The sequence below is a fragment of the Pseudomonas sp. Pse35 genome (genome assembly GCF_024519715.1).
Classification (GTDB): Bacteria; Pseudomonadota; Gammaproteobacteria; order Pseudomonadales; family Pseudomonadaceae; genus Aquipseudomonas; species Aquipseudomonas paracarnis.
Genome location: NZ_JALJRP010000035.1, coordinates 1 through 13,382 on the forward strand (window position 1 = coordinate 1; position 13,382 = coordinate 13,382).

Annotated in this window: 13 protein-coding genes; 5 read left to right on the forward strand and 8 right to left on the reverse strand. The window is 61.2% G+C overall.

Features of this window, described 5'->3' with window-relative positions; translation table 11 throughout:
- Positions 1-195 precede the first annotated feature (195 nt).
- The 4 genes from OC445_RS22675 to OC445_RS22690 all read right to left on the reverse strand — a co-directional run bounded on the left by OC445_RS22675 (position 196) and on the right by OC445_RS22690 (position 6,738).
- Entirely contained in the window at positions 196-1,647 is a 1,452-nt protein-coding gene (locus OC445_RS22675) for an efflux transporter outer membrane subunit (protein ID WP_032901662.1), read from the reverse strand.
- A complete protein-coding gene (locus tag OC445_RS22680) occupies positions 1,644-4,820 on the reverse strand; it encodes an efflux RND transporter permease subunit (protein ID WP_262020370.1) in 3,177 nt (1,058 codons plus the stop codon). Before OC445_RS22680 ends, OC445_RS22675 begins: the two co-directional genes overlap by 4 nt.
- Positions 4,817-5,983, reverse strand: coding sequence for an efflux RND transporter periplasmic adaptor subunit (locus OC445_RS22685; RefSeq protein WP_198791065.1), 1,167 nt, complete (start codon positions 5,981-5,983; stop codon positions 4,817-4,819). Before OC445_RS22685 ends, OC445_RS22680 begins: the two co-directional genes overlap by 4 nt.
- A gap of 317 nt (positions 5,984-6,300) precedes the next feature.
- Positions 6,301-6,738 carry a DUF3995 domain-containing protein gene (locus tag OC445_RS22690; RefSeq protein WP_054897788.1) on the reverse strand — a complete coding sequence of 146 codons (438 nt, stop codon included), beginning with the start codon at positions 6,736-6,738 and terminating at the stop codon, positions 6,301-6,303.
- A gap of 93 nt (positions 6,739-6,831) precedes the next feature.
- On the opposite strand from OC445_RS22690, the gene OC445_RS22695 reads away from it, so the two are divergent.
- Positions 6,832-7,221, forward strand: a complete 390-nt coding sequence (locus OC445_RS22695; RefSeq protein ID WP_034125684.1) for a DUF2946 domain-containing protein — start codon at positions 6,832-6,834, stop codon at positions 7,219-7,221.
- Between the two features lie 91 nt (positions 7,222-7,312).
- Positions 7,313-9,439: a TonB-dependent receptor gene (locus OC445_RS22700; RefSeq protein WP_198791066.1), complete on the forward strand. Its 2,127-nt coding sequence runs from the start codon at positions 7,313-7,315 to the stop codon at positions 9,437-9,439.
- A gap of 157 nt (positions 9,440-9,596) precedes the next feature.
- Here the strand turns inward: OC445_RS22700 and OC445_RS22705 are convergent, their stop codons facing one another.
- Entirely contained in the window at positions 9,597-10,604 is a 1,008-nt protein-coding gene (locus OC445_RS22705) for an ABC transporter substrate-binding protein (protein WP_236454856.1), read from the reverse strand.
- A 131-nt stretch (positions 10,605-10,735) separates the two neighbouring features.
- Positions 10,736-11,185 (reverse strand): hypothetical protein, encoded by a 450-nt coding sequence (locus tag OC445_RS22710; protein ID WP_052199932.1) that lies wholly within the window; start codon positions 11,183-11,185, stop codon positions 10,736-10,738.
- Positions 11,186-11,579: 394 nt separating this feature from the next.
- On the opposite strand from OC445_RS22710, the gene OC445_RS22715 reads away from it, so the two are divergent.
- From OC445_RS22715 to OC445_RS22725, 3 genes are all read left to right on the forward strand, one after another.
- Entirely contained in the window at positions 11,580-11,855 is a 276-nt protein-coding gene (locus OC445_RS22715; protein WP_032872432.1) for a hypothetical protein, read from the forward strand.
- Between the two features lie 110 nt (positions 11,856-11,965).
- Entirely contained in the window at positions 11,966-12,196 is a 231-nt protein-coding gene (locus OC445_RS22720) for a hypothetical protein (protein ID WP_262020371.1), read from the forward strand.
- A gap of 68 nt (positions 12,197-12,264) precedes the next feature.
- Positions 12,265-12,507, forward strand: a complete 243-nt coding sequence (locus tag OC445_RS22725) for a DUF2789 domain-containing protein (RefSeq protein ID WP_034125689.1) — start codon at positions 12,265-12,267, stop codon at positions 12,505-12,507.
- On the opposite strand, the gene OC445_RS22730 is transcribed toward OC445_RS22725, so the two are convergent.
- Together OC445_RS22730 and OC445_RS22735 are read right to left on the reverse strand one after the other, a co-directional pair.
- Positions 12,508-12,711 (reverse strand): hypothetical protein, encoded by a 204-nt coding sequence (locus tag OC445_RS22730; protein ID WP_034125690.1) that lies wholly within the window; start codon positions 12,709-12,711, stop codon positions 12,508-12,510. It abuts the gene before it with no gap.
- 157 nt (positions 12,712-12,868) lie between these two features.
- Positions 12,869-13,273, reverse strand: coding sequence for a TraR/DksA family transcriptional regulator (locus OC445_RS22735; protein WP_003191666.1), 405 nt, complete (start codon positions 13,271-13,273; stop codon positions 12,869-12,871).
- Between the last annotated feature and the right edge of the window lie 109 nt (positions 13,274-13,382).

Below are 13,382 nucleotides of genomic sequence, written 5' to 3' on the forward strand. Positions count from 1 at the left end.
ACCCGCTGTAAGAGCGGAACCCTAAGTGGCCGTTACCGCAGGAATGGATATGTACTCGGTCTGACACCTGTGTCGGCTGTCAGGCCGCTATCGCAGGCAAGCCAGCTTCCACATTTGGATCGTTGGGGTGTCGGGTAGATAGGCGTCGGCTGGCGGGCCGCCTTCGCAGTTCAAGCCAGCTCCCACAGGTCCACATTAGCGCAACACCGTAGCCCCCTTGCACGCCTGCCCCGCCCTCTCACAGATCTCCCACCCACCACCCAGCGCCTTATAGATCCCCACCACCGCCAAGCGCTGTTCCGTGCGCGCCGCCGTCAATGCCCGGCGGCTGGTGAAGTCCGCGCGCTCGGCCTCAAGCACATCCAGGTACACACCCTCGCCTTGCGCAAACCGCTCGCGCGCAAAGCTGGCTGCCTCACGGTTGGCGGCCGCCTCCAACAGCCGCAAGCCCAGGGCGTTGCCGGCCGTACGGTTGGCCTGGAACGCATCATCGGTTTCCTGCAGGGCCCGCAACACGGTCTGGTCATAAGCGATCAATGCCGCCTGGGTGCGTGCCTCGCTGGCGGCAATCCGCGCTCGTACGCGCCCGGTGTCCAGCAACGACCAGCGAATCACCGGCGCGATAAAGTTCGACTGCATGCCCGCATCGCCCAGGGCGCTGAGACTTCCGGCCAGCAAACCGATGGAACCCTGCACCTGGATATCCGGATACAAGCCAGCGGTTTCCACGCCAATCTGCGCGGTCGCAGCCGCCAGCGTGCGTTCGGCCGCGGCAATATCGGCACGGCGCGCCAGCAAGCCGGCCGGGTCTCCCACCTGCAACGTGCGCAGGTTCAAGGTTTCACGCCCAGGCCGGGCCAGCGGTGGCTTGAACCCCTGGGGCGCTTGCCCCAGCAGCACCGCCAGCGCGTTGGTTGACTTGGCGCGACGTCGCTCCAGGTCAGGCGCTACCGCCTCGACATTGCGCAACAAGGCCTCGGCACGCAGCCGGTCGAATTCGGTGGCGGCGCCGACGCTGACCATCTGCCCCACCAGGCCCAGGCTGTCGCGCTGGCTCTGGCTGATATCCGCGACCACCGCCTGTTCGGCTTCGATCCCTTGTAGCTCGAACCAGGTTGCCGCGACCGTCGCCGCGACGCTCGCTTGCACGCTGCGCAGCAACGCCTGACGCGACCCCGCCTGGGCCTGGGCCGCCTCCACCGAGCGACGCACGCGCCCAAACAAGTCGATTTCCCAGGCTGCATCCACCGCCGCACGGGTGGTTTCAATAGAGCGCTGCTCGCCGAAGGGAGTCTCGACCTCGCTGCGCTGGCGGTGCTCGTAGCCCAGGGCGGCGCCGCCGCTGGGCAGGAAGCCTTGGCGGCTTTCGCGCAACAGCGCCTTGGCTTCGTCCAGGCGTGCGGCGGCGATGCCGATGTCGTGGTTGGCCGCCAATGCCTGTTGGATCAATTGGCTCAATGCCGGCTCGTCGAACACTTGCCACCACTGCACTTCGACCTCGCCCGGACCAAGCCCGGCGATGGGCGCGCCGAAGCTCGTCGCCCGCTGCGCAGCGGGCAGCACTGGCGCGGAATAGTCCGGCCCCACCGAGCCGCAACCGGCCAGCAGGGTCAACGACAACAGAAAAGCTGGATACGCCTGTTTCATGATGCGCTCTCCTTTAGCTGCACCGTCGGACTCGCCCCCTGACGCTGCACGCGCAGCGCCAGGCTGCGCATCACCACATAGAACACGGGCGTCAGGAACAGACCGAACAGCGTCACGCCCAACATCCCGGCAAACACCGCAACCCCCATGGCATGGCGCATCTCGGCCCCGGCGCCACTGGCAAACACCAACGGGACTACGCCTGCGATAAACGCCAGGGACGTCATCAAAATAGGGCGCAGGCGCAATTGGCAGGCGTGGATCACCGCTTCCAATGGGCTGGCGCCTTCGGCTTCAAGGCTGCGGGCAAACTCGACGATCAGGATGGCGTTCTTCGCCGCCAGGCCCACCAGCACCACCAACCCGATCTGCACGAACACGTTGTTGTCGCCCTCCACCAGCCACACGCCGAGGATTGCGCTGAGCAGGCACATGGGCACGATCAGCAACACCGCCAACGGCAGCAGCCAACTGTTGTACTGCGCGGCAAGGATCAGATAAGCCAGCAGCACACACAGCGGGAAAATAAACAGGGCCGATGACCCGGCGAGCTTATGCTGGTAGGTCAAATCTGTCCATTCATAGGTCACGCCCTCGGGCAGTACCTCCTGGGCCAGGCGCTCCATGAGCGCAACCGCCTGCCCGGAGCTGACCCCTGGCATCGCGCCGCCAGAGATATCCGCCGAGGGATAGCCGTTGTAGTGAATCACCCGGTCAGGCCCGGAGCTCGGCGTGACCGTGACAAACGCTGATAACGGCAGCATGTCCCCGGCGGCATTGCGCACCTGCAGGCGGCCAATGGCTTCGGCCTGCATGCGATGGTCCGCGTCGGCCTGGGCCGTGACTTTGTAGGTGCGGCCAAACCGGTTGAAGTCGTTGACGTACAGCGACCCCAGATAGACCTGCAGCGACTCGAACACATCCGCCAGGCGCACGCCCTGGCTCTTGACCTGGGTGCGGTCGATGTCGACATTCAGTTGCGGCGCATTGACGTCCAGGCTGGTCATCAGCCCGGCTACCTGGCCTGACTCAGTGGCTTTGGTCATCAGTACCTGGGTCTGCTGCACCAGCGCCTCCAGCCCGACGCCGCCACGGTCCTCGACCTGCAGCTTGAAGCCCCCGGTTACCCCGAGCCCCGGCACCGGTGGCGGCGGGAACACGCCGAGGAAGCCGTCGGGGATGCTCGCAAACTTGGCCTGCAGACGCCCGGCGATGGCGACCGCCGCCATATCCGGCGAGGTGCGCTCTTTGAACGGATCAAGCATGACGAACATCACCGCCGCATTCGGAACGTTGACGAAGCCGTTGACCGACAGTCCCGGGAACGCCACGACACTCTCGACCCCCGGCTCATCCAGGGCGATTTTCGACATTTGCCGCACCACCGCATCGGTACGCTCCAACGAGGCCGCGTTCGGCAGCTGGGCGATACCGACCAGGTAGTACTTGTCTTGCATCGGCACGAAGCCGGCCGGTACCGCGTTGAAGCCGAACCAGGTCAATGCGAGCAAGCCGCCGTAAGCCAACAGCGCCACGCCACGACGGCCGACGACCTTGCGCACAGTGTTGCCATAGGCTTGCGGCGCACGCTGGAACGGCCGGCCCAGTACCTCCAACAGCCGTGCGGCACGACCACGCAGGCTGCGCGGGTCATGCACCACAGCGGCATGCCGTGGCCGCAGCAACAGGCCGGCCAGCGCCGGGCTGAGGGTCAACGAGTTGACCGCCGAGAGGATGGTGGAAATCGCGATGGTCAGCGCAAACTGCCGATAGAACTCGCCTTGCAGGCCACTGAGAAACGCGGTGGGAATGAACACCGCCGCCAGCACCGAGGTGATCGCAATGATAGGGCCGGTGACCTCACCCATCGCCCGTCGCGCAGCCTGCATCGGCTCCTCGCCGTTCTCGATATGCCGCTCGACGTTCTCCACCACCACGATGGCATCGTCGACCACAATGCCGATCGACAACACCAAGCCAAACAGCGACAAGGTATTGAGAGAGAAGCCCATCAGGTGCATGACCGCAAAGGTGCCGATGATCGATACCGGCACGGCCATCAAGGGAATCAGCGACGCGCGCCAGTTGCGCAGGAACACCACCACCACGATCACCACCAGCAGGATCGCTTCCATCAGCGTGATGGCCACCGACTCCAGCGAAGCGCGCACAAACACCGTGGGGTCATAGGCAATCCGCGACACCAACCCCTCGGGGAAGTTGGTTTGCAGGCGCTGCATGGTATCGCGCACCGACTGCGCCACATCCAGTGCGTTCGCCCCTGGGCTCTGGATAATTTGCAAGGCCACCGCAGGCTCACCGTCCAACAGGCTGCGCAGCGCGTAGGCATCGGCGCCCATCTCGATACGGGCCACATCACGCAGGCGCGTGACCTGGCCGTTATCGCCGGTGCGGATGATGATGTCGCCAAACTGCTCTTCATCCGTCAGGCGCCCCAGGGTATTGACCGTGACTTGGAAGGCCGCAGTGGAATCCGGTGCCTGGCCGACCGAGCCGGCCGCCACTTGCACGTTCTGCTCGCGCACGGCGGTGATGACATCGCCGGCGGTCAAGCCACGGGCGGCGATCAGGTCCGGGTCGAGCCACAGGCGCATGCTGTATTCACCCGCGCCCCACACCAGCACATCGTTGATCCCCGGCAGGCGGGACAACTCATCGCGCACCTGCAGGTAGGCATAGTTGGAGATGTAGAGCGGGTCATAACGTTGGTCGGGGGACAGCAGGTGGACCACCATGAGGATGTCCGGCGAGGTTTTCTGCGTGACCACGCCCAGGCGCTGCACCTCTTCGGGCAAGCGCGGCAACGCTCGCGACACACGGTTCTGCACCTGGATCTGGGCCATGTCCGCGTTGGTGCCCTGGGCGAAGGTTGCAGTCAGGATCATGCGGCCATCGGTGGCCGACTGCGAGGTCATGTAAAGCATGCCCTCAACCCCGGTGATCACCTGTTCCAGCGGCGCCGCCACCGTCTCGGCAATCACCTGCGGGTTGGCCCCCGGATACGACGCCGTCACTTGCACCGTGGGCGGCGTGACGGCGGGATATTCGCTCAACGGTAAATGGAAGAAGGCCACGATGCCGCCGATCATCATCAACACCGACAGGACAATGGCGAAGATCGGTCGGTCAATGAAAAAGCGTGGGAAGCTCATTGCACGCCCCCCACCGCCAGCGGTGCTTCAAGCGGCTTGCCCTCGATGCTGGCAGCCAGTGGTGTTACCTGCATGCCGGGGCGCACCAGGCCTTTGACGACAATGCGCTCGCCCGGTTGCAGGCCCTGTTCGATGACCCGCAGGCCGTCGACCACCGGGCCCAGTTCCACCGGGCGGTACTCGGTCTTGTCGCCCTCACCGACAACCAGCACATAACGGCGGCCCTGGTCGGTGCCGATGGAATGGTCGGCAATCAACACCCGGGGTTGCGCCGAGCCGGTATCCAGCTTGACCTTGGCGAACAGCCCCGGCGTCAAGCGCCCATCCGGGTTCTCCACCACCGCACGCACGCGCACCGTGCCGGTCTTGCGGTCGGCCGAGTTGGCCAGGAAGTCCACGCGCCCTGCCCGTGCATAGGTGGTGTCATTGAGCATCGCCACCATGACCTTGGCAGCTTGCTCGCCCTTGGACCCTGCGTGCTGCCGCGTCGCCGCCAGCGAATGCAGGTAGGTGCGTTCATCCACATCGAAATACACATGCAAGGGGTCGATGGAGACAATCGTGGTCAGGGGTGTTTCCCCGCGGGTCACATAGTTGCCTTCCGTCACCAATGCGCGGTCGATGCGCCCGCTGATAGGCGCGGTGACGCGGGTGTAACTCAGGTCAAGTTGGGCTGTATCCAACGCAGCCCTGGCGGCCTCCACCTGCGCTCTGCCGGCGTTCAACGAAGCAACGGCGGTGTCGAGACGATCACGTGCCACCACCTTCTTGGCATATAACTGCTCGGCACGGCCATGCTCGGCCTGGGCCAGCAACGCATTGGCCTCGGCCTCGCGCAGACGTGCCTTGGCTGCGTTCACTGCCGCCTGGAACATACGCGGATCGATCACAAACAGTGGACTGCCCTTGGCCACGAACTGCCCTTCGGGCACGCTGACACTTTGCAGATAGCCACTGACTCGCGGGCGCAATTGAACCTGGTCGATGGCGGTCAACGAACCGGTGTACTCCACAAACGGCGTCACCGCACGCGCCACCACCTGGGCGACCGGCACGCCGGGTGGCTTGGCTGCTGCAGCTGGCGGCGCATTGTCCGAGCATCCGCCGAGCATCAATGCTACGGCCAACGCCCCGGTAATGAGGCTTACTGGTTTGGTGCACATCGTTCACCCTCCTTGGAATTTTCAAGACAAACCGACACGTGGGGTTTTTATCCGGCTTGCCATACTGGGAAGGTCAAGCGCTATAAAACCGGGGGGTGTGTTTTTGTCTGGGAAATACTTGGAGGTGAATCAAATGGCGGCCACAGGGGCTTGGTGGCGCTCGGGCTTACCTGTCGAGCGTGGTTGAAGGTGGGAGCTGGCTTGCCTGCGAAGGGATCAACCCGGTTTGGCTGGTAGACCGAGGTGTCTGCATCGCAGGCAAGCCAGCCCCCACATTTGGATTGCGCGGTGTCAGCCAGGTATCTGTGGGCTCAGGCTCAGCTCCACGCCACCACCAGCAAGCCGGCGCCCAACACCAGGCACAACGGCGAATAGAAATAGGTATCCAGGCGAGCAAACCTCGACCCGCCGACCTTCTTGAAAAACCCCACCAGCTCCGAATCCCCAATCGCCCGGGCAAACATCAGCACGGCAATCGCGCTGATACCCCACTGCAACGCCCCGTGGGACACCGGCGAGAAATACAGCCCGGCGCGCAGACACACGAGCAAGGCAATCGCCACCAGCCCCATCGCCACCAGAAAAGTACCCAGCGCCGACGGCTTGAACGCCGGTCGCGGCCCGCAGGCAAACTCTCCGGGCAGTTGCGGGATAGCGGCCAGGCTGCCGAGCTTGCCACCCGCAGCCCAATACAGGTGCACCATGCTGATGAAGGTAAATACCCCGACGATCCACCGCGCAATCACAAAGCTCATGGTCGGCGCTCCACAAAAATGTGCGAATGAGGATAGCCGCCCTGAGTTTTTTTGCAGGCATTTCGTCGGTCGCTGATGATAAAGTGCCGCCCCATGAAACTCGCCCGTGCCGACCGCTCACTCATTGCCTGGACGCTCTACTGCTGCGTCCTGTTCAATGTGTTCGCCTGCAGCATTGGTCATGGGCAGATGGTGGGGATGCAGCTCAACGGCATCAGCGGCCAGTTCTGTACGGTGGACCCACGTACCCAGGCGCCCCTGCCCAGCAATTCTACGGATGAGAGCCTGCCAACGCTGTCGAAGGCGTTTGGTTGCCCGCTGTGCTCTACCGGCGGCATGGGCCCGGCGCTCAACTCCCACCTGAATGTGGCAGTCCTGCCGCAACCCCATGCGCCGCCCGCAGCGGTGGTGCTCGCCGCCGACATTCCCGCCCGCTTCACCTGGCCTGCGGCTAATCCGCGCGCGCCACCTGCCTTCGCCTGATCCCTGCGCGTTCTGATCTGCACCGCTTCGTTTCCGTAAGGAGTACGGGGAGCAGTGCGTTGTTTTCGAGCCAAGTTTTCAGGATTCAACCATGAAACATTTACCCCTGTTGGCGGGCCTGTTCGGCTGCCTGCCTGTTTGCGCCTCGGCCCTTGAGTTGGCGCCAACCACCATTGACGGCGAGCAAAGTGCCGAGCCTGGGCTGGCCCTGGACCAATCCAGCGGCATGGCCTCGCGCCTGGGCCTGAGCGTGCGGGAAACGCCGGCGTCGGTGGCCATTGCTAACCGCAACGATATCGAGCGCCACGGCGCCAAGACCTTCCGTGATGCGGCCAATACCCTGCCCGGCGTCAACGCCAGCGCGCCGCCTGGGTTTGGCGGGTTTGTCTCGTACCGAGGGTTTACCAGCAGCCAGATCACCCAGATGTTCAACGGCATCAATGTCGCCTCGGGCCTGGCGCGACCGGTGGATGCGTGGATCTATGACCGCGTCGAACTGGTAGGCGGCCCCTCCTCCCTGATCAACGGCGCAGGCTCAGTGGGTGGCTCGCTGAACTACGTGACCAAGCTGGCAAGCCGCGAGGAACAGGCCATCGAGGGCCAACTGAGCTATGGCAGTTACGACACCGCCGGTATGGCGTTCGGCCTCAACCATGCGCTGACCGAACCCGGCGCCGAGGTGCAGCACTACGCCCGCCTGGATGTGAGCCGCAACACCAATCACAGCTACATCGACCGCGACCAGCGCGATGCCTGGAGCGTGGCGTTTTCCCTGCTCAGCGACCTCACCCCGAACCTGTCCCACACCCTGGCCCTGGAGTATCAGGACGAACATGAAGACAGCCCGTACTGGGGCACGCCGGTGCTCAACCCCAAGGCCGGTGAGCTGAAGATCGACAAGCACAACCGCTTCAATAACTACAACGTAGCCGACGGCCGTTATGAGCAACGCACGATCTGGGCACGCTCGATCATCGACTACCGGATCAACGACAGCACCACACTGAAAAATACCCTCTACCACCTCGACAGCCAGCGCGACTACCGCAACCTGGAGACCTACCAATACAACGCCGACAACAGCGCGGTGAACCGCTCGACGGCCTATCAGGTGCGGCATCAGGGCGAGCAGAACGGCAACCAGTTCGAACTGCGCCATGACACGAGCGTCTTCGGCCTCGCCACCACTTGGTCCGGCGGTTTTGAGTACAAGATCAACAGCACCACTAACAGCCCGTTGAACGTGCCGGGCAAAAGTACCGTAGACCCGAACCACTACGACCCGGGGCACTTCTATGATATTCCCGGTACCCGGCCAGGTTTCGTCAAGGACAAGACCAACCAGGTGACGACCAAGGCACTGTTCGTGGAAAACCGTCTGGGACTGACGGATAAGCTCTCGCTGCTGACTGGCCTGCGCTATGACGCCATCGATCTGGACGTGACCAACCATCGTACGATCACCGCCACCAACCCGCGACACTTCAAGCGCAGTTGGGAGCCGGTAACGGGCCGGGTGGGCCTGACCTATCAGTTCATCCCCTCCGCCAACGTCTATGTGCAATACAGCACCGCCGTCGAACAGCCCAACACCACTACCCAGGTGTTCGACGTGTCCACCGGCAAGCAATGGGAAATCGGCAGCAAGTTCGATTACCTGGAGGGCCGCGGTTCCGCCACGGTCGCCGCGTACAGGATCGAACGCAAGGACTTCGCCGTCACCGACCCGCTGGACCCGACCAGCAGCATCCCGGTGGGCGCGCAGTCGTCCAAGGGCATCGAACTGGCCAGTTCGTTGCGCATCACGCCGAGGCTATTGGCCGAAGGCAACTTCGCCTGGGTGGACGCGCAGTACGATGAGTTCAACGAGAAAATCGCCAGCGGCGCCGTGGTGTCGCGCAAGGGCAATACGCCAACCAACGTGCCCAAGCGCGTGGGCAACCTGTGGTTGACCTATGACTTTGCCGAGAATTGGCAAGGCGGGGTGGATGCGCGTTATGTCGCTCAGGTGTATGCGGACAATGCCAACACCCAGACCGTACCGGCCTATACGCTGTTCGGCACCTTCCTGCGCTATAAGGTGGATGCGCATACCTCGGTAACCGGGCGCGTACGTAACCTGACTAACGAGGTGTATGCCGAGTTTGCCCATGTGTCGCCGGCGTACTATCTGGGATCACCGAGGACCTTTGAGCTGGCCGTACAGACCAAGTTCTAACGCTGCAACGACCGTTGACTTGAAATGCAATTGAATGTGGGAGCTGGCTTGCCTGCGATAGCGGTGGGTCAGCATAAAAATATGTTGTCTGACACTCAGTCATCGCAGGCAAGCCAGCTCCCACATCTTGATCTTCACTCGATACAAAGACCGCCGGTTACTTGAGGCTCGCCTCGACCTTCTGCGCCACATCTTCCGTCAACCAGGCCTTCCACACCTGCGGATGTTCCTTGAGAAACGCCTGGGCCACCTCCCGAGGCGGCGTGTGGTGCTCGCTCATCGTCGCCAAGGCTTTGTTAAGCGGCTCGATGGGAAACTCGACCTTCTCGAAGAACTGGGCAATCTGTGGATGTTCCTGCTGGAACGGCGTCGACACGCCAATGCTCAGCTTGGAAGCCAATGAGCGTGTCGGCTTCGGGTTCGGGTTGTCTGCGTCAGTCAGGGTCTTCCACGCATCTGCATCAAATGGCGGTTCTTCCAGCTGGATCAATTTATAGCGCCCCATCAACGGGGTCGGCGACCAGTAATAGAACAGCACGGGCTTGCCCCGGCGAATCGAAGAGGCAATCTCCGCATCCAGCGCCGCCCCCGAACCGCTGCGGAAGTTCACATAGCTGTCGTCCAGGCCATAAGCCTTGAGCTTCTGTTTGTTGACCACTTCGGAGGTCCAGCCAATGGGGCTGTTCAGAAAACGCCCCTTGCCCGGAGATTCAGGGTCCTTGAACACGTCCTTGTAGCGCGCCAGGTCCTGCACGCTTTTGAGGTCTGGAGCCAGGGGTTTTAGCCCTTTGGAGGGGTCACCCTTGACCACGTATTCCGGCACCCACCAGCCTTCGGTCGCACCTTTGACGATATCGCCCAGGCCCGCCACCTTGCCTTCGGCTTCAGCCTTGACCCATACCGGGCTGCGGCCTGCCCATTCCTCGCCGATCACCTGGATGTCATTCTTGGCCAGGGCGGTTTCCAGGGTAATAGTGGTACCAGGCAAGGTGTCGGTGGGCAGGTCATAGCCCTTCTCGACGATAAAACGCAGTACTTCAGTGATCAGGCTGCCGCTTTCCCAGTTCAGGTCGGCAAAATGCACCGGTGCCTGGGCAGCCGATACCGGCAATGACAGACTCAGGGTCGTCAGGCCCGCCGCCAGCAGTGACTTCAATCCTTTCATGCCTGTGCACCTCGCGTTTTCGCAGTCATGGCGAACGGCTTTGCTGCGAATGCGCGAAGCCTCTGAATAGTTAAGTCAACTCAACTGTAGTAGAGGTTCCAAAAGACAAAGATGCACAGCGTATTTATCGCCTACTCGCTGGCCTTGAAGGTCACCAGTTCACCCTTGCGCCATTTGGCGGCTTTGCCAGTCACGGCCTTCAGGGTCTTGGTCAACCCTTCCTGCAATTGCTCATGGGCGGCGAATACCAGCATCACACTGTGGCCTTCCTTGAACACAATACCCTGGCCTTCGTTCGACGACACAAAGGCATAGTCGCCGAGGCCGTAGACGGTCAACTTGATATCGCGAAACCTCAATTCGAACTTGCCACCTTCGCGGCTGGGCAATACCGCTGCGCGAAAATGGTCACCTACTTTGAGTTCCAGACGTGGCTTGTCGTCCACGACCAGCGCCGTTTCGGTATCGATTTCGGCGATATAAATACCTTCCGGCGTCTGTTCAGTGACGTAGACAAACCGAGATTGAAACTGCTTGACCAACTTTGCGCGCAAATCACCCAGCACGAATAACGCGTGCATATCCAGATTACTGACTGCCAAGGAAACGCCCCCACATCAAAAAAGCACTGACCGCCAAAGCGAACAGCACAAAAAATGGCCGTTACGACACGATACAGAGTCATTAAAAAACTGAAGAGAACTCGTAAGGCTAGTACAAACCTCAACGGCGGACCTCATGGGAAGTCAACCGCGATACAGCAAATCACAGGTTCAACGACCCGAGAATACGGGTCTGCCGACTTCAGAGAATAACCCAGTTAAAAATGCAGTTTTCCGACACCCCAACACAAAAAAACATCTGGGCATGGAACCAGTCACGAACTACCGACGACAATACTAGAACAGCAACCAGGGTGAAAACCACCCGAAACAATGCAGACAAGCTATCAGGATCGATCGACAGGAGCTGAGCATGCAACGACGTCAACACGACGCTACGTCTTTCCACACTCGTTCACCATGTCCCGACGAACAGCAATACTACTGCCTGCTGAACCTGAATGGGTACTCCAATTCGGTGCTTTACCAAGTTGTACCCGCAGGAAAGAACTTTTTTCATATTCTTGAAGTGCCCAGCGGCAAGATCAAGGGGTTTCGCAGCGATCACATCAAAGCCTGCGAACTGGCCAAGTCCCTTGAAGCCAAGCTATACGCCTCAGGCGGCGGAATCGTTTCGTCGCCTGGATGACTTTACCGCGCCACTGCCCCTCAACAACTGCCATACTGGCCTGTCCATGGAAGTTTGCCCCCCGCGGGTCAGGTTTCATCAACGCAGTTACCTTGAAGGGAAAGCCATACGTGACGGAATTTGATATTGGCGAATTTATTATCCACGGCGATGCGAGGGAAGTAGACGGTGAGTTTCAAGCGGTCATCATCATGCGAGCAAAACCACCGCTGAACAAGGTCACCGCGCACCAGGTGGAGAAAGACCGCTGGTTCAAAACCGCCGACGCAGCGGCCATGGCTGGCAAAGAGGCGGCCAAGGCACTGAAAACCGCCGTGGATTGCGGCGCGCTCAATACCTGACAATCCGATAGAACTCTGGCGTGCCCTGCCCCTCACATGCATGACGATAAGCCCGCATGGAGAAAGCTATGGACACCACCACCCCAACCCTTGAAACCCTGTTCGAACAACTGGGGCTGGATTCCAGCCAGGAAGCCATCGAACGTTTTACCGCCGAACATCGACTGCCCGATGATGTAAAACTCATCGACGCGCCATTCTGGAGCGAACAGCAGGCGAACTTCCTCAGGGAACAATTGCAGGTCGACGCAGAATGGGCTCCCGCAGTGGATGACCTCAATGCGCTGCTGCATGAGCCTCCCCGCGCTTGATCAATGCAGGCTGTCTGACGCTTCCCTGCGCAATAGCGCTTGCCAGGCAGCCTGGCATTCCTGCGCCTCGTCCCGGCTGGCGAATGCAGTGCCGCGCTGCTCACCGTTGAGCAACACCACCCAGCAAGCTCGCTGGCCCAGGGCTCGCAGGGTTTGGGGTACGCCACTGCCGATCATTACGGCCACATCGACTTTGTTTTGCATGGAGCTTCTCCGCAGCATTAGTTAGCTGGCTAACAATGTTGGCCATGCTACGGCTTTATTCCAGTTGGAAAAAGCTATCCACGGAATAGCTTCATTGCATAAACAGCAACAATGCCGATCCAGGGCGGCCAGCTAGAGAGCCGCCCCCTTCACCGCATCAGGCTTGACGCTGGTGCTTGTCGATCTGCTCGTGGCGCTCTTGCGCTTCGATGCAGTACTTGGTGGTAGGACTGATCAGCAGGCGCTTGAGGCCGATAGGCTCGCCGCTGTCGTCACACCAGCCAAAGGAATCTTCCTTGATGCGTTCCAGAGCACGCTCAAGTTGCGGCAGCATGCGCTGGTCGCGGTCAATGGCGTTTACCAGCCAGGTGCGTTCTTCTTCGACAGAAGCCGCGTCAGCCGGGTCGGCCGGGGTGTCCAGGCTCTCAATGGCGATACGGTTCTGCTCAATGCGCTCGTGGTGCTCCACCTTCATGTCTTGCAGCAACTTCTCGAAAAAAGCGTGCTGTTCGGCATTCATGTAGTCATCCGCCGGCATGGCCAGCAACTTTTCCTTTGTCATTGATTTCTCTATAAAAAATACGTGCATTAAGGCGAATTAGGGAGCGTTCCGGCCGACCTGTGCAGGTCTCGGAAGGGCGCCATCCATTCCAAGCGCCACCCGGCACTCA